The 23,559-nt window shown below is 39.1% G+C and carries 17 protein-coding genes and 1 pseudogene; 13 read left to right on the forward strand and 5 right to left on the reverse strand.

What is annotated here, in order from left to right:
• Positions 1-12: 12 nt before the first annotated feature.
• Positions 13-2,559: a nitrite reductase large subunit NirB gene (gene nirB / locus OD757_RS01450; protein WP_263030619.1), complete on the reverse strand. Its 2,547-nt coding sequence runs from the start codon at positions 2,557-2,559 to the stop codon at positions 13-15.
• An 11-nt stretch (positions 2,560-2,570) separates the two neighbouring features.
• Positions 2,571-2,913: pseudogene (locus OD757_RS01455) on the reverse strand (hypothetical protein).
• Between the two features lie 383 nt (positions 2,914-3,296).
• Here OD757_RS01455 and OD757_RS01460 point away from each other — a divergent pair.
• Entirely contained in the window at positions 3,297-3,887 is a 591-nt protein-coding gene (locus OD757_RS01460; RefSeq protein WP_009390226.1) for an ANTAR domain-containing response regulator, read from the forward strand.
• Positions 3,888-4,910, forward strand: a complete 1,023-nt coding sequence (locus tag OD757_RS01465; protein WP_263030620.1) for an ABC transporter substrate-binding protein — start codon at positions 3,888-3,890, stop codon at positions 4,908-4,910.
• A gap of 1 nt (position 4,911) precedes the next feature.
• Here the strand turns inward: OD757_RS01465 and OD757_RS01470 are convergent, their stop codons facing one another.
• Positions 4,912-5,031: a hypothetical protein gene (locus tag OD757_RS01470; protein ID WP_263030621.1), complete on the reverse strand. Its 120-nt coding sequence runs from the start codon at positions 5,029-5,031 to the stop codon at positions 4,912-4,914.
• Between the two features lie 525 nt (positions 5,032-5,556).
• Between OD757_RS01470 and sbnA the strand changes: the two genes are divergently transcribed.
• The 11 genes from sbnA (at position 5,557) to accC (ending at position 21,301) form a co-directional block, all read left to right on the forward strand.
• Positions 5,557-6,561 carry a 2,3-diaminopropionate biosynthesis protein SbnA gene (gene sbnA / locus OD757_RS01475; protein WP_263030622.1) on the forward strand — a complete coding sequence of 335 codons (1,005 nt, stop codon included), beginning with the start codon at positions 5,557-5,559 and terminating at the stop codon, positions 6,559-6,561.
• 21 nt (positions 6,562-6,582) lie between these two features.
• Positions 6,583-7,596 carry a 2,3-diaminopropionate biosynthesis protein SbnB gene (gene sbnB / locus OD757_RS01480; RefSeq protein ID WP_263030623.1) on the forward strand — a complete coding sequence of 338 codons (1,014 nt, stop codon included), beginning with the start codon at positions 6,583-6,585 and terminating at the stop codon, positions 7,594-7,596.
• 71 nt (positions 7,597-7,667) lie between these two features.
• Entirely contained in the window at positions 7,668-9,308 is a 1,641-nt protein-coding gene (locus tag OD757_RS01485; protein ID WP_263031009.1) for an IucA/IucC family protein, read from the forward strand.
• A gap of 3 nt (positions 9,309-9,311) precedes the next feature.
• The gene (locus OD757_RS01490) at positions 9,312-10,517 is read left to right on the forward strand and encodes an MFS transporter (RefSeq protein WP_263030624.1); all 1,206 of its coding nucleotides are present in this window, start codon (positions 9,312-9,314) and stop codon (positions 10,515-10,517) included.
• The gene (locus tag OD757_RS01495) at positions 10,514-14,041 is read left to right on the forward strand and encodes an IucA/IucC family protein (RefSeq protein WP_263030625.1); all 3,528 of its coding nucleotides are present in this window, start codon (positions 10,514-10,516) and stop codon (positions 14,039-14,041) included. The genes OD757_RS01490 and OD757_RS01495 overlap by 4 nt, the downstream gene beginning before the upstream one ends.
• Positions 14,034-14,804: an HpcH/HpaI aldolase family protein gene (locus tag OD757_RS01500; protein ID WP_263030626.1), complete on the forward strand. Its 771-nt coding sequence runs from the start codon at positions 14,034-14,036 to the stop codon at positions 14,802-14,804. Before OD757_RS01495 ends, OD757_RS01500 begins: the two co-directional genes overlap by 8 nt.
• 153 nt (positions 14,805-14,957) lie before the next feature.
• On the forward strand, positions 14,958-17,192 hold the full coding sequence (locus OD757_RS01505) for a TonB-dependent receptor (RefSeq protein ID WP_263030627.1): 2,235 nt from the start codon (positions 14,958-14,960) through the stop codon (positions 17,190-17,192).
• 267 nt (positions 17,193-17,459) lie between these two features.
• Positions 17,460-18,785 carry a Y-family DNA polymerase gene (locus OD757_RS01510; RefSeq protein ID WP_263030628.1) on the forward strand — a complete coding sequence of 442 codons (1,326 nt, stop codon included), beginning with the start codon at positions 17,460-17,462 and terminating at the stop codon, positions 18,783-18,785.
• Between the two features lie 235 nt (positions 18,786-19,020).
• Entirely contained in the window at positions 19,021-19,476 is a 456-nt protein-coding gene (gene aroQ / locus OD757_RS01515; RefSeq protein WP_252612711.1) for a type II 3-dehydroquinate dehydratase, read from the forward strand.
• Positions 19,477-19,493: 17 nt separating this feature from the next.
• Complete coding sequence (locus tag OD757_RS01520) at positions 19,494-19,913, forward strand: acetyl-CoA carboxylase biotin carboxyl carrier protein (protein ID WP_009390171.1); 420 nt, start codon at positions 19,494-19,496, stop codon at positions 19,911-19,913.
• A 17-nt stretch (positions 19,914-19,930) separates the two neighbouring features.
• The gene (accC, locus tag OD757_RS01525) at positions 19,931-21,301 is read left to right on the forward strand and encodes an acetyl-CoA carboxylase biotin carboxylase subunit (protein WP_009390091.1); all 1,371 of its coding nucleotides are present in this window, start codon (positions 19,931-19,933) and stop codon (positions 21,299-21,301) included.
• Between the two features lie 46 nt (positions 21,302-21,347).
• On the opposite strand, the gene OD757_RS01530 is transcribed toward accC, so the two are convergent.
• Positions 21,348-21,851, reverse strand: coding sequence for a hypothetical protein (locus OD757_RS01530; protein WP_034678047.1), 504 nt, complete (start codon positions 21,849-21,851; stop codon positions 21,348-21,350).
• Between the two features lie 154 nt (positions 21,852-22,005).
• The gene (locus OD757_RS01535) at positions 22,006-23,172 is read right to left on the reverse strand and encodes an MFS transporter (protein ID WP_263030629.1); all 1,167 of its coding nucleotides are present in this window, start codon (positions 23,170-23,172) and stop codon (positions 22,006-22,008) included.
• Positions 23,173-23,559: the final 387 nt, after the last annotated feature.

The following is a 23,559-nucleotide window of genomic DNA, read 5'->3' on the forward strand; positions in this document are numbered from 1 at the left end:
AAATTCTCCTGCTTATGCCTCAACCATTGGAATACGGTCTTCTGAGCGCTCAACATCTGATAATGGGCGGATTTGACCACGTTCAGTTGTAAATTGAATGTGTGGATCGGCCTGTTCACTTGCGCCAGCATTGATATAAGTCTGGAAGCGTTTACGGACTTCAGGATTTTCCACCGCCGTACGCCATTCATCTTGGTATGTTCCAATAATGTGTTCCATACGGCGCTCAAGCTCGGCAGCCAAACCAAGAGAATCATCAACAACCACAGATTTCAGGTAATCTAGTCCACCTTCCATGTTGTCGCGCCATACACTGGTACGTTGTAAACGGTCTGCGGTTTGGATGTAGAACATATAGAAACGATCGATATAACGGATGAGCGTTGCTTTATCGAGGTCAGAGGCAAGTAACTCTGCATGACGTGGTTTCATACCGCCGTTCCCACATACATAAAGGTTCCAACCTTTTTCGGTCGCGATAATCCCTACGTCTTTGCCTTGCGCTTCTGCACACTCACGTGTACAGCCAGACACCGCCATTTTTAATTTATGTGGTGAACGCAAACCCTTGTAGCGGTTTTCCAGTTCAATGGCTAAGCCAACCGAGTTATCTACACCGTAACGGCACCATGTGCTACCCACACAAGATTTCACGGTACGTAAAGACTTACCGTAGGCATGCCCCGACTCGAATCCCGCAGCATTTAACTCTTCCCAAATGAATGGAAGCTCGTGGACTTGTGCGCCAAACATGTCAACGCGTTGACCGCCAGTAATTTTGGTATATAAGTTATATTTTTTCGCGATTTGACCAATGGCAATCAAACCATCCGGAGTCACTTCACCGCCAGCCATACGGGGTACAACTGAGTAAGAACCATCTTTTTGAATGTTCCCCAAGTAGTAGTCATTACTGTCTTGTAGACCTGCATGACTTGGCTCAAGTACGAAATCGTTCCAGCAAGAAGCCAAAATGTTTGCCGCAGTCGGTTTACAGATGTCACAACCCAAACCATGACCGTGTTGGTGAATCAAGTCATCAAAAGTTTTGATTTCATTGACACGAACCAAGTGATGCAACTCTTGACGCGAGTACGGGAAGTGTTCGCAAATGTGATTGTTTACAGTTACACCTTGACGCTGTAACTCTGACTTCAACACTTGAGTTACTAATGGTGCACAACCACCACATGCTGTTGCTGCTTTGGTGCATTTCTTTAATGCCCCTAAAGAAGTCGAACCATCGCTAATTGCTTGGCAGATGTCCGCTTTTGATACGTTGTTACATGAACAAATTGTTGCGCTGTCAGGCAGCAAATCTACACCGCTACCACCAGATTTGCCCGCCGACTGCTCAAAGCCCGGCATGATCAAGCTTTCCGGAACTTCCGGTAAAGCCAAACCATTGAGCATCATTTGTAAAAGGTCGTTGTATTCTTTGGCATCACCCACCAAAACCGCGCCAAGCAATTTAGTTTTGTCCGCATTTACAACAATCTTTTTATAAACCAACGCGTGCTCATCTGCATAGAAGTAGCTTAATGCACCCGGTGTCATAGCATGTGCATCACCAACAGAGGCAACATCTACACCCATCAATTTCAACTTGGTGCTCATGTCCGCGCCTGCGAAGCAGTTACATTCTTCATCTACAATGTGTTTTGCTGCAATACGCGCCATGTCATAACCGGGTGCAACTAAACCATAAATTTTGTTTTGCCAAAGTGCACATTCACCAATGGCATAAATGTTTGCGTCTGAAGTTTGGCAGTAATCATTAATTACGATACCGCCACGCTCACCAACCGCGAGACCACTGTTGCGCGCAAGCTCATCACGCGGACGAATCCCCGCAGAGAATAAAATCACATCTGCTTCAAGCTCACTACCATCAGCAAATTTCATTACATGCGTTGTGCTGTCACCACACTCAATAGATTGAGTCGCTTTTTGTGTATGAACTTTTACGCCAAGATCTTCAATTTTGCGACGTAAAACTTTACCACCCAAGTCATCAATTTGAACAGCCATTAAACGTGGTGCAAATTCAACAACATGTGTTTCCAAATCTAGATCACGTAAAGCTTTAGCAGCTTCAAGCCCAAGTAAACCACCACCAATCACCACACCTGTTTTTGCATTTAAACTCGCTGCACGAATGGCGTCTAGGTCTTCAATGGTCCGGTAAACAAAACAGTTCTCACGGTCATTACCCGGAATCGGTGGAACGAATGCATACGAACCTGTTGCCAACACCAATTTGTCATAGCTAATCACATCGCCATGGTTGGTTGTGACCGTTTGTGCCGCTATATCAATTGCCGTTGCTTTAGTGTTTAAACGTAAATCAATGCCATGAGCATCGGCAAAGTCAAAACGTGCTAAAGATAAATCTTTTGCTGTTTTCCCTGAGAAATATTCAGTCAAATGTACGCGGTCATACGCGATACGAGGCTCTTCCGCGAGAATCGTAATTTCTAGTTCATCATCTGCTTTTTCTAAAATGGCTTCGATGAATTTGTGGCCCACCATACCATGACCAATCATTACCAATTTCATAGTGTTTCTCCTCAAATCACGTTGCTTTTAAGCTGCGTTATTGCGTTCTCAAATAGACGTTGTTCTTTTGCCTTGTGCTCTACCGAGAAGCGAATCGAGCTCACAACGCATGTAGCTGTTTGAAACCAATTTTTTTTTACTCGTTGACGACACCCAATGCACAGCAAAGTCATAAAAAGAAATAAAAAAAGCGAGCCCCCTCATAGAGAAGGCTCGCATCGCTGGAACTGAAAATTCAAATAATTCAGATGTAACTTTTTTATGCAATAAAAATAAAGACATGACCTTCACTCCGACTGAACGTAACTTCTTTGTGTGTACGGTTGCACTCACAAACTCGATCAGAACGGACATCGTTGGCCGTCTTTAAAACTCATGGTCGTCTTCGACCTGTAATTAACTAAGCATTTTGCATGCCAATATTTAAAAAACTTAAAGCAATAATATTTTTTATTTTTAATTTCATATAGATAATAATTTTTAATAGTAAGCAAACAATCAGGCCTTATTTTGCTTGCTCTATCACTGCACACTTATAGGATTTAAATAAAAAGATGCCTTGCTACAAAATGAGACGTATTTTTGCACCAATATTGACCAGCCCTATGCTTTGGCTTACTAAAGTGCCACTAATTCTTGATTTTTTCTTTAATTTTCGATGGCACTAATCTTGCTTAAAAACTCATAACAAAAACGCGTCGTATTGGCGCATTTTCTTAGCCTGATTTTCTGAACTTATGCCAAAACTCAAAATAGCCCTTATTGATGATGATCATGCGCGAGCCGACTATATAAGAAAAAGTTTGCTTGAAAATGATTTTGAAGTGGTTGCTTGCCTTACTTTGGACCACTTGAATATCTTTCGTCTCGAACATTTACAAGCCGATGTGATCTTGCTTGATATGGATCATCCTCACCGTGACATTATTGAAAGCTGTGTCAGTAGCTATGATCTACCTACAGTCCTATTCACCAAAAATTCAGATAAAGACACCATCAAACAAGCCATAGATGCTGGAGTAACGGCTTATATTGTAGATGGCATTGATCCTGCTCGCTTACATACCATTTTAGAAATCTCAATTGAGCAATATAAAAAACACAAAAAACTCGAAGGTGACTTAAAAGAAGCTCAAACCAAACTCGCTGACCGCAAAGATGTTGAAAAAGCCAAAGTTTTACTGATGCAACTCCATGGCCTGCCTGAAGATACAGCGTTCCAGCTTCTCAGAAAAAATGCGATGAGCCACCGTATAACAATTGGAGAAATGGCACGGCGTTTACTTGACGCCCAAAAATTACTTGGCAATCACTTAAAGGATGAATAAATGAGCACACTAGAAAAGACTCAATTACAACTCGGCTATATTCCTTTGCTTGATTGTCTTGCTTTACTTTGGGCTAAACAAAGAGGATTTTTTGAAGAAGTAGGTCTAGAGGTTACTTTAGTTAAAGAAGCATCTTGGGCAAGTCTTCGCGATCGCCTGGCTTTTGGCTTACTAGATGCAGCGCACTGCTTATCTGCAATGTTACCTGCGGCCGCAGTAGGATCAGATCAAATTGGTACAGCCCTTCAAACATCACTGGTTTTAAGTGAAAACCGTGCTTTCATTAGCTTAAGTCAAAAACTTACGCATCAATTTGCAATTCAAGAAAATGATACGGCTCAAGTAACCGCTCAAAAAGTGGCGAGCTATCTTGAACAAGACCATTCTCTTTCTTTAGCACATGTGTTTAAACACTCCATTCACCATTATTGTTTAAGAGAATGGTTAGCTTTAGCAAATCCAGAACTTGCGCAGTCTATTCAGCTCAAAACCTTACCACCACCTTATATGGTCGAAGCACTCGATAAACATGTGATTGATGGTTTTTGTGTGGGTGAACCTTGGAATACCCAAGGTGAGCTACTAGGTTTAAGTAAAATGATTTGCTCAAGCCAGAACATTATTCCCACTGTGGCTGACAAAGTTTTAGCTGTAACCCAAGAATGGGCTGAGCAGCATCCACAAACGTTAGTTGCACTTACCGCTGCAATTATGAAAGCTCAGCAAGAACTTAGCGAACTAGAAGACTTTGCGCCAATTTTAAAATTATTGGTCGAATTTGGAATTGTTCGTTTTCATTGCTCAGAAGAAGTGCATGTCGACAAATACTATATGATTCAAGATATTGTCCGTCATTTGGTAAAAGAAAGCGCTCTTCCAAAAGTAGAAGACTTTTACTGGCTTCTTAAGCAAATGCAAAAGTGGGATGACCTTCAGCTAGACCAAGCACAAATCACCGCACTGGGCCATCAATGCATCAACCTTCAAGCTTATGAACAAGCCAAACAGCGATATTCTTCATAAGCTATCTACGGTTCAAATCAGCATAAAAAAAGCTGTCTTTTTTGACAAAGACAGCTTGAAAGACCCATAAGACAAAATGCGAAACACGCATTACTATATTTTTTGGACTCAACTGATCCATTGAAAATATAGCGCTTATGGTGTTGATCATATCAATCTAAACGTATCATTTTCAGACATTTTCATATCAATAACTGCCACTTGAGCAACTTCAGTCCATCACTCGTAGCAATTTAAGCAAACCTTCCCATATTTCTTTTTTTGTAAGCGTTAAATAAGGTCATAAAATCTACAAAATGATGCTGCATAAAATATGTTAATCAAAATACATTTCCTCAACTTAATTTTTAAAGAAATTTAAAACGGGCATTTTAATTTGCAAAACCGTTAGCTTATTAAATTATTTTTTATAGGTGAAAAGTAATTTCTTGCCTATCTAGTTATATTTAAAACATTTATTAATTTATCCCTCTCTAAAATATAAATATTACGATTCAAATAATTACGCAAAAAAATTTAGTGAAAATTCCTCTAAGTCATCCCTATTTTGCGTTACAAAGCGCAACAATCATGTCACAATTGGTAATAATAATTAAATTAATAATCATTATCATTCACATTACATAAAAACCTGAGAAGATCTACCATGATCCATGAAAATATTCTCGACTGCATAGGTAAAACGCCACTATTACAATTATCAAGGCTATTCACGCATCAATCGATCTCAGTGATTGCGAAAATGGAATTGTTAAACCCAGGAGGAAGTATTAAAGACCGTCCAGCATTATTCATGCTACAGGAAGGTCTGAAATCGGGAGTGATTAATAAAAATAGTCATATTGTTGAAAGCTCTTCAGGAAACTTAGCAATTGCACTTGCAATGGCTTGCAAAATATATGGATTAAAGTTTACTGCCGTTATTGACCCAAAGATTGCTTCAGCAAACTTACAAATGTTGAAGCTTTACAAAGCCAATATCGAGATGGTCTCTGAAAAAGACCAAAACGGCGGTTACTTAAAAACCAGAATTGACACTGTAAAACGACTCTGCCAACAACTGCCAAATGCTGTCTGGATTAATCAGTATGCAAATCCAAACAACTGGAAAAGCCACTATTTTGGTGAAGCAGAAGAAATTCTAAATCAAATTGACCGCAAGATTGATTACCTCGTGATCGGAGCAAGTACCTCCGGCACGATTATGGGCGTGTCCCGTCGTCTTAAAGAAAGATTTCCAGAATTAAAAGTCATCGCTGTCGATATTGTCGGCTCTGTGCTGTTCGGTGGCACATCTGGTCCACGCGAAATTCCCGGTATTGGTGCAAGCACTGTCCCAGCTCTACTCTCCCCCGATGAAATTGATGATGTCATTTATGTAGATGACTATGAATCGGCACTCGGTTGTAGAGAACTTCTTGAACATGAAGGCATCTTTGCAGGCGGTTCGAGCGGCTCATCTATTTCAGCCATAAAAAAACTGATTCCAACCATTCCTGAAGGTTCATGCGTCTTAACGCTACTGCCCGATCGCGGTGACCGTTATCTCGATCTGGTTTATGAAGATGAATGGTTCGAAATGATCAAGAAGCGTCACTTCAATCGAAATGTACGACGCCAAGAAAACCTTACTTTACAAAATGTTGTTTAACCTTCTCTTTAGGACATATTCATGAGCAATTTGGCTACCCTTCGCTATTTAAGTCAATCAGATTTATTAAATCTTGGTGCAAATCATAGTAATTCATTTATTGAAGCGATTACTGAAGGTTTAACCCTGCATGCAAATAAACAGTTTGTACAACCTTTAAAACCTTATCTTCGCTGGCAAGGTGCAGACCATATTGCTGACCGTATTATCGCAATGCCTTGTTATTTAGGCGGCAACAACCCGATTGCTGGAATCAAATGGATTGGATCAAGACAACATAACCCTAAAAAATTCAATATTCCGCGTGCGAGCGCACTGATTGTTTTAAATGACTCAGAAACAAACTATCCGGTTGCAGTAATGGAAGGCAGCCTAATCAGTGCAATGCGAACCGCGGCAATTACGGGTGTTTCAATTAAATATTTAGCGAAAAAAGACTTTTCTGACATTACCGTGATTGGCTGCGGTCCAATTGCACAAATGCAGATTAAGACTGTACTTGAACAATACGCTCAAGTGAAAAAAATACATTTATTTGATGTAAACCCTGAAGCGGCTGAAAAACTCAAAGCATTGTTCCTTTCCGAATATCCACATTTAGAAATTGAAATTCATGACAGTGCTAAGTCTGCAATTCAACAAGCTGATGTCCTTATTACCTGTACCGTTTCAGATAAACCTTACATTCCGTTTGAGTGGCTTAAAAAAGGCTGCTTTGTTTCAAATATTTCAATTATGGATATTGAGCCTGAAGTCTTCTTAAAAGTGGACAAAGTGATTGTAGATGACTGGGACCAATCAAACCGAGAGAAGAAAGTCATCAATGTGCTGGTTGAAGATGGCTTATTCAGCCGTGAAAAACTACATGCTGAACTTGGCGACATCATTATTGGTCATAAAAACGGCCGCGAACACGAAGATGAAATCATTTTGCTCAACCCAATGGGCATGGCGATTGACGACATTGTTTGCGCTAAGTGGTTCTTCAATGCCGCACAAGAACAAAACGTTGGCACGGTTCTACCACTTTTATAAGAATAGGAATAACTAAAATGTTAGATCGGATTTACACCGCACAACTACAAAAAACGATAGATGCACTCTACATGGAGAATTATGGAGATTTTAGAGATCATATTTCCTATAAAAAGCCTTATCTGGCAATTACTCTCAATGATGAGTTGGAGCTGTATTTCAACTGTTTAAAAGTTGATGGTGTAAATCCGTTCTATGTTACTCACCCCGAAGTTTCACTTCATAACCTCTTGAGCAATACGACTTCTAAAATTTCGATTTCTGAAGTTTTTAACTATTTAACAAAAGCGTCTTGGTGGCCTTCACCGCATCATCAAAAAGCGGTTGATTACTGGCTCGACAACTTAGTAACGGCTGAAAAAATTCCTCAAATTTTACAGTCAGCACTTTCATTTTCATCGCCTTTAGTTACTAGCGAATTGCTCTCACTGGTGGCTGATCGTCCATTTCATCCGTTCGCTCACTCAAAAGGTGAACTTGCCCCCCTTACGACTCAAAAAGAAATTGAGGTGTATTGGTGGGCCTTTAAGAAAGATGATGTGATCAATAATATGGAGTCGATTCCTCACAAAGAGCTTTTGTTATCAGAAGCTGAGGACAAGCATATTACTGAAAAAATGGCTCAGCTTTCAGATGACTACTTAGCCCTGCCTTTGTTAGAGACGCAACATCACTATTTAAAGTTTGATGAAAATAAGTACGGCGGTATTGATCTGAATCATGTTACGACAATTGGTTTACCGACTTCTTCTTTAAGAACCCTTATTCACAACGCAAACCCTACTCTGCATTTAAAACTCTCGACCAATGCTAAAACATTAGGCGCAATCCGCTCTATGCCAGGCCGTTATTTAATGAATGGGCATACGGCTTATGATTTTTTAAGTGACGTCATTAATGAAACTTCTTTATTAAAAAATCGCCTCTTTTTGAGTAATGAAACGCATTGGTGGGTACTCGGTAAACAAGAGCCGATTGTAAAAAATTTAGGTGTAATCGGTTGCCAAGTCAGACATTTACCAGACTTTTGCCAAGATAAAAACGTTACCCCAATCACCATGTCAGCTTTAAGTTGTACGTATGTTGACCCTTGGGAAACTTTAGGTGTTGAAGGTGACAAGTGGACATTATTAAAAGACTTAAGTGTTCATTTTATTCAAACATTCTTAACGCTTTGGGCAAAAGGAATCATGCCTGAATGTCACGGGCAAAACACCATAGTGTGTTATGAAAATAATAAGTTTAAATGCTTTATTTTGCGTGACCACGATACCTTAAGAATATGTACCACAGCCATTGAAGAAAGTGGTTATACACCTCCGACCTATACCATTGATACGAGCACACCGAACAATCTTATCTTTACTAAAAATGAAGACTTATTTAACTACTTCATTACCTTAGGGATTCAAATTAACCTTTATCCAATTGCTTTAGCGACTTTGAAATATACAGATCGTACAGAAAACGATTTTTGGGAAATGGTTCAAGACATTATTCAAGATTTTGTAGAAACCCAACCTATTTCAGAGCAAACAAAATCGCAAATTCGAACCTATCTTTTTGACAATAACACTTGGCCATTCAAACAGCTCCTTACGCCTTTACTTGCGCAAGAAAGCGACTCAACAGGCATGCCAAGTAAAATTGGAACTACGCCAAACCCCTATCACAGCTTATCTGTTTCTAGCTATGAGACCATGGATATCTAAATCATGCGCTCATCTCGCCTAGATCATTTCATTATTTTGCTCTGTCAGTTTTTTTCCACTTTTGGGCTTATGGTGCTGATTCCGATCATGCCGCTCTATATGGAAAAACTGACGGCGCATATGAGTGCTCCCACTATCTGGGCAGGTTTGGCACTCGCGGCTCCGGCTATTGGCAGTTTATTTACCGCACCGATTGTGGGTCATCTATCCGACACATTCGGCCATAAAAAAGCCTTGTTACTTTCCCTGGCTGGGTTCTGTATTTCAATACTGCTCATGGCGAGCGCCCAGCATTTATATCTGTTTATTTTCGCGCGAATTTTACTCGGTTTTTGCGGTCTTTCCGTGATTTTAAATGCCTATGTTTCCTATCTTTCTAATGAGCAACAACGAGGTGCCGCTTTTGGGCAACTACAAAGTAGTGTAGCGCTAGCTTGCCTATGTGGTCCCGTACTCGGCGGAATATTTATGGATCAATGGCGGGTTGAAGTATTACTCAACGCGACAGCATTCGTTGTGATGACACTCATTGTGATTGCGTCATTTGTATTAACCAATCCCGTTAAAGCCGAGGCTTCAAAAACTAAAGAGAAATCTAAGCTTCCAGCTTTTTTTGATAGAACGATTTTTTCATGGTTAAGCGCTGGTATTTTGGTTCAAGCGGGCGGCTTTGGTTTAGTGTCCTGCTTCGTTTTATACATTAGCGAAATAAGTCAAAGCACTCATTCATCGTTATCTGCTGCGAGTTTAACAGGAACCATACATGCGCTTTCATGGGGAGCAGCCTTTATTGCTGCAACTTATTGGGGAAAACGAAATGATGATAAAGGAGATTCTTTTAATAACTTCATTTACGCATCTTTAATTTGCGGTATCACGATTTTCGCATTGATCTGGGTTTCGAATATTTGGCTAGTTCTTATATTACGACTCATACAAGGCTTTTGCTTTGCAGCCCTTATTCCTTCGATCTTACACACTATTTCTCTAAAAGCTGGCGCTCAAAGCCAAGGAAAAGTGATTGGTATTTCTAACAGTGCCTTTGTCTTAGGACAGCTGATTGGCCCAATCACTATCACGCTCACCTACTCATTTTTCAATATTACCGCTGCATTAATCTGCACTTCACTATTTTTTATCGGTGCGGGTTTAGTGGTGATTTTGAACAGATTCTTAATGGATACAATTTTAAAAGAGGCACAAGAATGAACTCAATTATTACAACAGATGCATGGTCTTATAAACTTTTCGAACAGTACCTGAATACTTTCTTTCGTGAACTCAAAGTAAATCTTGAAGAACGCATTATCCCAGCTCAAGATTCTCCTTTATTCATCCTATATGCGGAGCAACCAAACACCCTGTATTTTGCTTATACATTTAATGCATCTAACACGATTATTTATGGCGCAGTTCAGCACCTTTCAACTACAGGTTATCACAGATATCAACGTGGTTTTGTTCTGCAAAACTTAAATGACAATACCTTTGACTCACTCACCGATCCTAAAAATTTAGTGAAGCTGATTACAGATGAGTTGAATAGTCTATTTAAAGACAAGAACCAAAATAAAAACCTGTATTCCGATATTGCCAATAGTATCGAGAACACAAAATTCTTTTTAGAAAATAAGCCATCTCAATCAGCAACTAAAGCGTTAAGCGGTTTTCAGTCAACCGAACAAGGCATGTTATATGGGCACCCTTTTCATGTGACCTCTAAAGCCAACTTAGGTTTTTCTAAAGAAGACATGAAAAAGTATAGCCCTGAGCTAGGCGCAAGTTTCCAACTCCACTATTTTGCAATTCATTCTTCTTTAATCCAAAAGCTTGTCAGTGAAGACCAGCCTTCTCACCATATTGAAATTGAAGTTTTAGAAGCAGCAAAAGATCGTTTGCAAGAAAACTTAGCAAATTATGAGCTCATGCCAACCCACCCTTGGCAAGCCAATTTCTTACTTCAACATCCTTCTTTAAAGAAATATTTAGACAGCCAAGACGTGATCTATCTGGGTGCATTAGGTCAAACCGTATGGCCAACTTCATCCGTTCGTACAGTGTGGTTACCTCAATCGAACCTATTTTTAAAGCTCTCCATTGATGTGCGAATTACCAGTTTCATTCGTAATAACCCAATGGATGAAATGGAACGTGCCATTGATGCAAGCAAAATTATTATCAATCACAAGATTAATGAGCAATATCCAGACCTTGTGATTCTGCCGGAGTTAGAGGCGAAAACAGTCAAAATTCCAGAGCTTGAAAGTTCATTTGGCATTATTTATCGAGCTGGACTTACACCTGAAGTATTAGAAAATACTCGAATGCTCGGTGGCTTGGTTGAAGAAAACGAAAAGCATGAAATTCCTCTCTTAAGTTTTATTCAACAAGCAGCACCGAATCAAAATCTACAATCAAAAGATGCGAAAGACTTCATTACTTTCTGGTGGAAACAGTACGTTAAAGTTTCGCTTATTCCATTAGTTGAGTTGTTTGCGAATAAAGGCATTAGCGTAGAAGCGCACATGCAAAACAGTTTAATGGAATTTAAAAACGGCTATCCACATCGCCTTATTCTTCGAGACATGGAAGGCATTAGCATAGTTCCAGAAATGATAGAAGACGACTCATCTATTTCTGAAGATAGTACCGTTTGGTTCTCTCAAAAAGATGCTTGGACCTTTTTAAAATATTACCTCGTGATCAATCACATTGCTCATCTCATCAGTGCAATTGCACGCGTTACGGCCATTGAAGAATCTGAACTTTGGCAAGCCACCCGTCTTACGCTCACACAAGAAAACTTTAGCGCCAAAGGTCAGCAGTACCGCGATTTATTAATTAATTCACTCACACTACCAATCAAGGCAAATATGTTAAATACGCTCTACCACAGTGGTGGCAATCCAATCTGGATTGAAGTTGAAAACCCTATTTATAAATATCGCGGCGCAGAAGCGCTTTGCCCTCTTCAACCAACACAACAAACCAATTATAAAACCCTCGCGGAAAATCGCGTGATGGGCCAATTATTAGAAGCACTTATTTTTGAAAATACCTTTAAATACGATTTTTCTAAAGGTCAGATCAAGTTTTATATTTCCGATACCGTTTTTTATACTTGCGCGGCTAAACGACATTTCAGTTTTAAACGAATTAAGTTAGATCCTTCAAGCTTAGTCCGTTCTGATATTACTTTAGGTGCTGAAACTCACCCTAGCTTAAAACTGCTACTTGCCGACCTAAAAAATATTATTGAAGCAGACCCGGTTAAATGGCAAAACTTTAATGATGAACTCAATTTAACTTACGTTAAACATGCGCAAACTTTAAGCCAAGCACCTGCTCAACCTTTAAGAACTTTGCCTTACCTAGAACAAGAAGCACGAATTACCAATGCGCATTTATATCATCCAAGTTTTAAATCTCGTATCGGCTTCGATTTAAAAGAAAATCAAAAATATGCACCAGAGCTTTCTGAAGGTTTTACGGTTCAATGGGGGGCGACTCATAACAGTTTATGCAAACTGGTTTTAAGTGAAACCATTAACTTAGAACAGCTTTATAAACAGCATTTTTCAGAGAAAGATCTACAAACTATTAATGATCAATTGAAAGAGCAAAATGTAGATTTTAAAGATTATATCCTCATTCCAATTCACCCATGGCAGTGGGATAAAATTATTGAATTATATTATCAAGATGCGATTAGCAACCAACTGATCATCCCGTTAGATATTGAAGGTCCGACTTATTTACCACAGCAGTCGATTCGGACCTTATCGAACATCAGTGATATCTCTGCGCTTTCTCTCAAGTTGGCAATGAACTTGGTCAATACTTCTACCTCTCGTGTGTTGGCACCGCATACCGTTCAAAATGCGGCAAAAATGAGTGACTGGCTTTATAACATTGTTGAACAAGATCATATTTTAGAAAAACAGCACAAGCCTGTTATTTTAAGAGAGATTGGCGGTCTTTCGGTTAACCAGCAGATTACGCTACCTGTTCAATACGGCGCACTCGCCTGCATTTGGCGCGAAAGTATTTACAGCTACTTAAAAGAAGGTGAATCAGCAACGCCTGTAACAGGTCTAATGCAACTCGATACAGACCAAAAACCTCTTATTGATGAGTGGGTTCAAGAGTACGGTATTGAGTTCTGGTTAGAAAAATTACTCAGCAATGCTTATTTACCAATCATGCATATTTTATGGTGCCACGGCCTCGCTTTAGAGTCACATGCGCAAAACATGGTACTGATTCATAAAAATGGCTTACCTGTTAAAGCAGCCTTGAAAGATTTCCACGATGGCATTCGCTTTAGTCGCCATCTTTTACGTGAGCCGGAGCTTTTACCCAACTTGCAAGATGCGCCAAAAGAACACGCCAAAATTAACCCGAACTCTTTCTTGGAAACCCACTCTCCAAATGAGCTCAGAGACTTTACCCAAGATGCGCTTTGGTTTGTAAATCTGGCTGAGTTAGCGATTTTCTTAAATGAACATTATGACTTCGATGAAATTAAATTCTGGACCATGTTAAGAACCATCATTAATCAGCATAAAGAAGCTCACCCAGAGTTTAGTGAGCGATATGAATTGTTTAACTTTACAGATGACACCATCGATATTGAACAGCTCGCAAGCCGCCGTTTCCTTCCGGAAATTCGTTTAAGAGTACAAACTACACCGAACCCGCTCAGCCTTATTAAGGAAATTGAATATGAATAAGCATTCGATTTCTTTTAAGAAACGAATAGCACATGGTGAGACGCTCTACGGAATATTTTGTTCCGTAGCCTCTCCAATTAATGTCGAGCAACTGGCACTTGCGGGCTACGACTTTATTATTATCGACTTGGAACATACTTTATTTAGTACATCTCAAGTCGAGACCATGATTTTAGCTGCTAGAGCTATGTCTCTTGATGTGTTTGTAAGAGTACCTTTAAACGCTAACCACCTAGTTCTACCTCTGCTCGATGCAGGGGTAACGGGCATTGTTTTCCCGCGTATTGAAAATGCTAAACAGGCACAAGAGGCTGTGAACTATTGCCACTATATGCCGTTTGGGCAAAGAGGACTCAACTCAACAAGATTAAATCGATACGGCATGGATGATTTAGCGAGTTTTGTTCAACAGGCAGCAAACGAGACGATTGTGGTTGCCATGATTGAAAGCTTAGAAGGATTAGAACAACTAGATGAAATATTAAAAATCGAAGGCATCGATATTATTCTTGAGGGTGCTGCCGACCTTTCTCAATCGATGGGAATGCCGTGGCAATCTAGTCATCCAAAGGTGAAAGAAAAAGTTCAAGAGATGTATGTAAAGACTAAAAATAGTCAGAAACATTTCTGTGCTATTCCCCGAAAACCTGAAGATATTGAAGCGTGGAAACAACAGTCTGTTCAGATTTTTGTGCTCGGTGATGACCGAAGCATTATTCGTCGCGCCCATCAAAATCACCTAAATGCTTTTAAAGGAATCTAATCGCTGTTCAATTTTGGGGGAATAGACACCTACTCCCCTAATTCATTGAATAAATTTCAAATATATTATTTTTTAAGCAATTAATAATATTGTTAATTACAATGATTCTCATTTATAATCCGTTCAATTTAAAATCACTCTCAGGGCGAGATAATGGCAAATAAGAAAAGTAATAAACTTTTTACAAGAAAGTCTGAAGTTAAAAATATCATTCCACTTCTTTCACTTGGTGGGGCCATTTTTCTTTCAAACTCAGCTTTTGCAGCCTCAGCCTCTGACTCAACAGAAACAGAAAAGAAACCTGAAGCGCTTCCTACAATTACAATCACTGCTTCACGTGCAGATGAACTCTCTACTTCTGCCAAGCAAGTTACCAAGTTAGATGAAAAACAAATTGAACTTTTAAGAAATGGTTCATCTGGAAGTATTGCGACTGTTTTAGCGAAAGCTGTACCGGGCCTGTCGGATTCAAGCCGAACTATTACCGATTATGGTCAAACTTTACGTGGCCGTAATGCCCTCATCTTGGTCGATGGCGTGCCAATGAACCTTACACGCGACACATCACGCGGACTTTCAGCAATTGACCCTGAAAGCATTGCGAACATTGAAGTAATTCGCGGCAGTAACGCAATTTATGGTGGTGGTGCTGCGGGTGGTATTATTTCAATTACCACAAAAGCTGCGGGTGGTGAACCTACGGCTAAAACCGTGGTTGGACTTCAAACACCTTTAACAAATTTCCGTTCTAATGCTTTGGGCGGAGACATTCACCAATATTTCACAGGCAGCTTTAACGCCTTTGATTATGCGCTCGACTTTGGTTACCAACGTATTGGTAGTCCGTACGATGCAAGTGGTGACCGTGTTGCACCGGAACCAAGTCAGGGTGACCTTTATGATGCCGATGCTTACAGCGTAGGCGGTAAGCTGAGTTACCATATTGATGACAATCAATATCTACAATTTGCTGCAAACTACTATAATGCAGAGCAAGACTCAGATTATGCATCTGACCCAAGTGTTAAAAAAGCTCCTGCTGGAACTGTGCCAGCTAAAGCCATTAAAGGCTTAAAGCTCAAAGACCAAAATAAAAATGAAAACCAGATCTACAATTTGACCTATACCAATAAAGACTTATTAGGTAATAAGGTTGATGCTCAAATTTATTACCGCGACTTCTTTACCCGTTTTTCACCATTTGATGCTCGTGGAAATGCAAACCGCGGCAAACAAGTCGACCAGATTTATCAAGAAAATAATGTACTCGGTAGCCGCTTAACGGTTACGACACCACTTGAGTTTCTAGGTGACACCTCATTGGTTTGGGGTGGTGACTTCAGCCGTGAAAAAAGCGAAATGCCTTTAGATATTTTCGACCAAAAAATTTATGATCAATCTGGTGGCTTAGAGTTTGTAAAAACTGGCAAGCTTATTTATTTGCCTGAGCTCACCACACAAAGTGTGGGTGGTTTTGTACAGCTAAAGCACCGCTTTAATGATCAATGGTCAGCAGAAGCTGGTACACGCTATGAAGATAGCTACGCCCAAATTGATAGTTTTGTTCCATTATCACAATTAGGCAAGACTAACCCTTACACAGTTCCAGGCGGAAAAGTGAAAGCCGATGCATGGTTATACAATGCCAATTTGACTTTCTCACCGAATGATCAACACTCGATTTATGCATCATTCAACCAAGGTTTCCAATTACCTGATGTAGGTTTGATTATCCGTAATGCTGGCGAAGGTTTTAACCTTGGCTCATCATTTTTAGAGCCTGTAAAAGTAGATAACTACGAGTTGGGCTGGAAAGGAAACTTCAATAACGTCTCATCAAGCTTAGCAGTGTTCCACTCTACTTCTGACCTTGGTGCTGTCCAGTCTTTTAACAATGGTCTAGTACTTGCTAGAACCAAAGAAAAAGTCACTGGTGTAGAAGCAACTTTTGACTATCTTGACGATGTAAATGTTTGGGGAACTGGTGGTAGCGTTACTTGGATGAAAGGCCGTGAAAAACCGCAAAACGGTGCTGAACAAGACATGACAGGCTTCCGTATTCCACCATTAAAACTCACAGCTTACATTTCTTATAGCCCAACTGAAACTTGGACGAATCGTTTACAAGCTACTTACTTCGGTTCAGAAGACTACCGTTTAAATGGTGTAAATGGTTTTGGTCGCTACGATGTAAAATCTTATACAACAGCAGATTTAATCAGTAGTTTTGCACTTAACAAAAAAGATACTATGACGATTGGTCTAGAAAACATGTTTAATCGCAAGTACTATCCTCTTTATAGCCAGTTATTAAGAACTAGCGATAACACAAGCCATTTAGTCGCAAATGGCGCAACGCTGAAAGTAACTTATAGTCATAAGTGGTAAGCAAAACTAACTTAGAAAGTTTCACCAAAAAGGAGATTATATTGATCTCCTTTTTTCTTAAAAAATATTAAAGCATTATCTATTTTTTCCATCGTTAACTTGAGATAAACCCACAGAACTACCCTAGCATTCTTCCAGAAACTTTGTTAACTTGATTTTGTTACATATTCAAAATGCAATTTTTTCAGCTCACACTCGACATCACTGTGTTCATGAAAACAATATCAATATGTAGTTTTACCAATATTTTTAATGGGGCAAATCATAATGGAAATCTCACACCGCGAAATTTACGCGCTTGTAGACATTAATAACTGTTATGTCAGTTGTGAGCGACTATTTAACCCTAAACTTATTGGCCTGCCAGTCGTAGTACTTTCTAATAACGATGGATGTGTTGTATCGCGCAGTGAAGAAGCAAAGAAATTGGGTATAAAAATGGGTATCCCATGGTATCAAATCGAAGAAGAAGCTCTCCAAGCGGGTGTACACGTCTATTCAAGTAACTACACTTTATATGCCGAGATGTCACGTCGTTTTTTTTCAGTTTTAGGCGAATTCTTCTCGCCTGATGATTTAGAAGCTTACTCTATTGATGAATGCTTTATTCGCCTTACCCCTTACCTTCAATCTCTAGATATCCATTCATATTGTGACAATGTCGTAGAAACCTTAGAAGAATGGTTGAGCTTACCTTGCTGTATTGGCATCGGATATTCAAAAACTCAAGCCAAATTAGCCAATCACTATGCTAAAAAAATTAAAAGCTTTAAGGGAATTTGTAATTTCACTAGTTTAGATCCGCTATTGCTTGAAGACCTCATGCAACAAACTTCAGTCAAAGAAGTATGGGGAATTGGCTATCAATTGGTCAAACAATTACGAAGCTATGAAATTTATACATGCTTAGACTTAACTTTTGCCAATGAGCATCATCTAGCAAAAGCTTTTTCTGTGGTTATGGCACGTACCATTCGTGAGCTAAAAGGCCAATCCTGTATTCAACTCGACGATCCTGCCATCTTAACAAAACGAATTTTAGCATCACGAAGTTTCGCTCAAGCTTTATCCAGCATTGAGATTATTAAACAAGCGCTTATCTTTCATCTCAATCGTGCTCACCGACGCTTAATGAAACAAGAACAGCTGTGTGCCTGCATTCAAGTCATGCTTTATGAAAAAACAGATAAACCACCTTATAAAAAAGCGTCATCTCAAGCAATAGGCTTAAATTATGCAACAGATGATCTATGTATATTAACAAAAGCAGCAATGCAACAAATTGATGTTTTATATAAAGAAAATAAAAAATATATTAAGATTGGAGTTTTATTTTGTGGTTTACACGCCCGTCAACATCACATTGATGATTTGTGGCAACCTCTTGAGCTGATTCAACAAAGACAACAACTCATGAAAACCCTAAGTACAGTTCGTAATCGATTCGGTAGCCACTATTTACAAGTCGGCTATCACTCTCGTAGTCCATCTTGGCATATGAAACAATGTCACCGCTCAAAAAACTATCTAACGAGGTGGAATGAGCTACTCGTGATTGAAGAGAATTCTACAGCCGTTACACAAAATACATGAACTGTTTTTGTCAATTCAGTTTAAAATAAGCTTTATTAAATTACTTGAAATTTTGTCATTTTTTAACATTGCTAAATCATCGCAAAATTTACAATATATAAGCCGAATTTGGCGTACCCTTTCTGCGACAATTAAAACAAATTATAAAAAAATTGTAGAAACATATGCCATAATAAGCAAACTTTGCAGACATCTTGCAAAGAGTATTTGCAACTTTAGAGCTGGAGCAATCTGAATGAGTTCGACCATTTTGGTGATTCATGGACCGAATTTGAATTTGCTGGGAAAACGCGAACCAGAAGTATATGGTCATCTTACCTTAGGTGATATTAACCAACAACTTGTTACCCAAGCTCAAAACGCTTCAATTACATTAGATACTTTTCAAAGCAATTGGGAAGGTGCCATTGTTGACCGTATTCATCAGGCACAAACCGAAGGCGTAAAACTTATTATTATTAATCCTGCCGCCCTCACCCATACTTCAGTTGCTCTACGTGATGCCCTACTTGGCGTTGCCATTCCATTTATTGAAGTACATTTGTCGAATGTCCATGCAAGAGAGGCATTCAGACATCATTCATATTTATCCGATAAAGCAATTGGCGTGATTTGTGGTCTTGGTGCAAAAGGCTATAGCTTTGCACTCGATTACGCTATTGAAAAAATTCAACCATCTAACCCAAACTAGTTTAGGAATAGTCGCCCATGGATATCCGCAAAATTAAGAAACTCATCGATTTAATGATTGAGTCTGACTTGCAAGCGATTGAAGTTAAAGAAGGTGATCAATCAATCGCTTTAACTCGTCGTAATCCAGTCGTTGCTGCGGCTGGTGTAGCACTTCCGGCAGCTGCTGTTGCAGAAGCACCGGTTGCAAAAACACCACGTGGAGCAGTTGAACCTTCTCCAATGGTTGGCGTGTTCTACGCTGCGCCAAGCCCAGGCGAAGCACCATTTGTTAAAGTAGGTCAAACTGTATCTGCTGGTGAAACTTTGGGTATTATTGAAGCTATGAAAATCATGAACCCAATTGAAGCAACTCAAAGTGGCGTGATTGAAGAAATTTTAGTGAAAAATGGTGATGTTATCCAATTCGGTCAACCTTTATTCCGTTATCGCGCGTAATTACCTCGGGGACGTCTATGTTGCAAAAAGTTTTAATTGCAAACCGTGGTGAAATCGCTTTACGAATTACCCGGGCTTGCAAAACATTAGGAATCAAGACTGTGGGTATCTATTCAGATGCCGATAAGGATTTGATGCATTTACGTTTTGTTGATGAAGCAGTATGTATTGGTCCGGGTGCAAGTAGTGATAGCTATTTAAATATCCCGGCAATTATTACTGCTGCAGAAATTACCGGTGCCGATGCTATCCATCCCGGCTACGGTTTTCTTTCAGAAAATGCTGAATTTGCTGAAATTGTAGAAAGTTCAGGTTTCACTTTTATTGGCCCTCGTCCAGAACATATTCGCCTTATGGGGAACAAAGTTTCTGCGATTGTTGCCATGAAAAAAGCTGGCGTACCTACTGTACCGGGTTGCGACCATGCTGTAACCATCCACAATGCCTTGGCAGAAGCGAAAGAAATCGGCTTCCCGCTTATTGTTAAAGCGGCATCTGGTGGTGGTGGACGTGGTATGCGTATTGTTGAGCGTGTAGATACCCTACTTGAATCAGTTCAAGCAGCACAGCGCGATGCAGAAATGTGGTTCGGTGATGATACCGTTTACATGGAACGCTTTTTACAAAAACCTCGCCATGTCGAAGTTCAAATTCTTGGTGACGGTAATGGTCATGCGATTCATTTATATGATCGCGACTGTTCATTACAACGTCGTCACCAAAAAGTACTAGAAGAAGCGCCCGCACCAAATCTACCAGAGCAAGCACGAGCTGATATTTTAGAAGCATGTGTTCATGCATGTCAGTTAATGCAATATCGTGGTGCTGGTACGTTTGAATTTTTATTTGAAGACGGTGAATTCTTCTTTATCGAAATGAATACTCGTGTTCAGGTAGAGCACCCTGTTACTGAAATGGTTACTGGTGTTGATATTATTGAACAACAGTTACGTATTGCAGGCGGCCTAGGACTAGAACTTCAACAAGAAGACATCAAAGTTAATGGTCATGCAATCGAATGTCGTATCAATGCTGAAGATCCAACAACGTTCTTACCTTCACCAGGTAAAATCGAAAGTTTCTATGCACCAGGCGGTGCTGGTATTCGTTTAGACTCTCATATCTATCCAGGATACAGCATTCCACCTTACTATGACTCTATGATTGCTAAACTGATTTCTCATGGTAAAGACCGTGAAACTTCACTTGCTCGTATGCGTCAAGCGTTAGACGAAATGATCCTTACAGGAATTAAAACTAATATTCCTCTGCATAAAGATCTTATTTTGCAAGATAAGAGCTTCTGTTCTCAAGCAATGGACATCCATTACCTTGAAAAGCACTTGTTAAAGCAATTGGAAGAAAAGAAAAAAGCTGAAACTGCATAATAAAAAAGCCTCTTGTAAATAAGAGGCTTTTTTTATATCTACTATTTTAAGGAAGAACTCTACGTAAAGTCGCAAAACACTTCTCACCCTTAGCGGTTGAACAGAAGTTAATAGTATGATCATTTTTCCATTGGACAAAATATTGAGAAACATCACCTGTTTGATCTTGTTTCTGACCAGAACAATCCACTTTATTATTATCAAATTTAATTTGCATCACTAAAGCAGCTAATTGCTCTTTAGGATCATCGGATGGTTGATATTCATATAGACCATATGACCATTCTTGACCACTTTTGATCACTACATCATTACTACTACGGAAGTTATAATATTCCACACATTTCTTATTATTTGGAATTTCCATTCCCCATAATCCCATAATTTCAGGGCGCGTAACAATACGTATAGCATTAGGATTACTGGCAGTCCGAACGGGTTGTTCAGCTGGCTGCTGAGTCGCCGTTTCTGCCACAGCTAAACCAGAACAAGCCCACAATAATCCAATAATATAAATATTTTTCATAGATTTATTAATCATTAAACGCATGAAGTTAAGTTAGCATATTTTTTGACAAATTCACTGGTTCATAACCATATAAAAACAATATTTTTCAACTGTAACGTGCTACAACAAGTCATCAAACAATTTTATATTTACTTGCTTTTTTCAATATAAATGACTTTTTTACATTATCTCAAGCTTATGCAGTTGAAGAATCAATTTGTTTCGGCAGCCACATTACAAAGCATAAGCCTAAAAGTACCACCAAGCTGGCACACATGAAGATGAGCTCACCAGAAAGAATTTTCCAAAAATGTCCGGCCAGAACACTACCAGAAGCCACCCCCAACCCCCACATGGTGCTGTAAAGAGCTTGCCCACGCCCTTGTTGTCCGGCCGAGAAGTTTTGAAAAATAACTCGCATCGCAATTAAGTGAAATAGACCAAAACTAAAAGCATGCAAGCATTGTGCAAAAAGTTGACCAACAAAGTAATGTGAAAATAGTGCAACTAACATCCAACGTATGCTCGTCACTAGCAAACACACAATCACTAAACTACGCCACGAAAAACGTTGAAAAATCTTTGAAGCAATTGAAAACATAAAAATTTCTGCAAAAACACCCATAGCCCATAAAAATCCAATTTCAGTCGTACTAAAATTCAAAGAATTCAGAAAATTACTATAAAAACTATAAAAAGGCGCATGTGAAAAAAGTAAAATAAATTCAATTGTGAAAAATGCAGCTACTGCTGGCCGTTTAAGCACCGGAAGTAAAGGTTCTAACTGCTTTTGCGACGCAGGTGCACCATCTGGTTCTCGGATAGTGAAAGACCAAATAAATGCCAATGAAGCAATAATTAATAATAAAATCGGAAGCATCGAAATAGGCACTATTTCTAGAAGTGCACCAATAACAAAAACACCCACAATGAATCCAACAGATCCCCATTTACGGATTTTGCCGTAAAGTTTAGCTTTTTGATCACCCAACCAAAATAAAGTGACCCCTTCAAATTGAGCTAAAATAGCATTTTGGAAGAAGCTAAAAATAAGCATGAGTAAAGCAATCGATTGAAATGTATTGGGAACTATAAAAATAGCCAACCATATACATGATTCCATCCAAGTCGCCAACCGGACAAGTAGCATTCGCTTACCAGATTTGTCAGCAATCCATCCCCATACCAAAGGTGCAAAAAAACGCGTTACAATGGCAATTGATGATAAGATGCCAATTTCTTGATAGTTAAATCCTTGATCTTGAAGATATAAATTCCAATAAGGCATGAATGTACCAACAATGGAATAGTAAAAGAAGTAGAATCCGCCGAGTCTAGTTTGGATTGTAAGTGGTTGGAACAAGTTGTAAACCTTAGTATTTTCAATAGGTTAAAATTCGAGATAGTTGCATATATCAAAACATCCCAACCCTACAATTTTAACACTTTGTTTTCCAATACAAATGATTAATTTATTAATAAACAGCATTGGCTCTAAAAGCATTTTTTATTGATAAGAAAGAATAAATAAAGACAAGAGAACTGTAATTTAATTTGTACAATCTGTTAACTTGTGTAAAAATACATTTAATATTCATAAGGTATTTATTCATCAGATGTTTTTTCTTATTTTTTTAATTTGTCTTTTTCTGTTTTTGCTTATTCTAAAACAACATTACCGTTAATCATTTTTTACATCTAGCTTTTCTGTAAAAGCTTTTCTACGTATCTCAAATTAGAACAATTAAAA

The sequence above is a fragment of the Acinetobacter sp. AYS6 genome, assembly GCF_025630795.1.
Classification (GTDB): Bacteria; Pseudomonadota; Gammaproteobacteria; order Pseudomonadales; family Moraxellaceae; genus Acinetobacter.

Coding starts and splice junctions, on each gene's coding strand:
- nirB (WP_263030619.1), bottom strand. CDS start 2,559: ATGAAATTGGTAATGATTGGTCATGGTATGGTGGGCCACAAATTCATC.
- OD757_RS01460 (WP_009390226.1), top strand. CDS start 3,297: ATGCCAAAACTCAAAATAGCCCTTATTGATGATGATCATGCGCGAGCC.
- OD757_RS01465 (WP_263030620.1), top strand. CDS start 3,888: ATGAGCACACTAGAAAAGACTCAATTACAACTCGGCTATATTCCTTTG.
- OD757_RS01470 (WP_263030621.1), bottom strand. CDS start 5,031: ATGGATCAGTTGAGTCCAAAAAATATAGTAATGCGTGTTTCGCATTTT.
- sbnA (WP_263030622.1), top strand. CDS start 5,557: ATGATCCATGAAAATATTCTCGACTGCATAGGTAAAACGCCACTATTA.
- sbnB (WP_263030623.1), top strand. CDS start 6,583: ATGAGCAATTTGGCTACCCTTCGCTATTTAAGTCAATCAGATTTATTA.
- OD757_RS01485 (WP_263031009.1), top strand. CDS start 7,668: ATGGAGAATTATGGAGATTTTAGAGATCATATTTCCTATAAAAAGCCT.
- OD757_RS01490 (WP_263030624.1), top strand. CDS start 9,312: ATGCGCTCATCTCGCCTAGATCATTTCATTATTTTGCTCTGTCAGTTT.
- OD757_RS01495 (WP_263030625.1), top strand. CDS start 10,514: ATGAACTCAATTATTACAACAGATGCATGGTCTTATAAACTTTTCGAA.
- OD757_RS01500 (WP_263030626.1), top strand. CDS start 14,034: ATGAATAAGCATTCGATTTCTTTTAAGAAACGAATAGCACATGGTGAG.
- OD757_RS01505 (WP_263030627.1), top strand. CDS start 14,958: ATGGCAAATAAGAAAAGTAATAAACTTTTTACAAGAAAGTCTGAAGTT.
- OD757_RS01510 (WP_263030628.1), top strand. CDS start 17,460: ATGGAAATCTCACACCGCGAAATTTACGCGCTTGTAGACATTAATAAC.
- aroQ (WP_252612711.1), top strand. CDS start 19,021: ATGAGTTCGACCATTTTGGTGATTCATGGACCGAATTTGAATTTGCTG.
- OD757_RS01520 (WP_009390171.1), top strand. CDS start 19,494: ATGGATATCCGCAAAATTAAGAAACTCATCGATTTAATGATTGAGTCT.
- accC (WP_009390091.1), top strand. CDS start 19,931: ATGTTGCAAAAAGTTTTAATTGCAAACCGTGGTGAAATCGCTTTACGA.
- OD757_RS01530 (WP_034678047.1), bottom strand. CDS start 21,851: ATGCGTTTAATGATTAATAAATCTATGAAAAATATTTATATTATTGGA.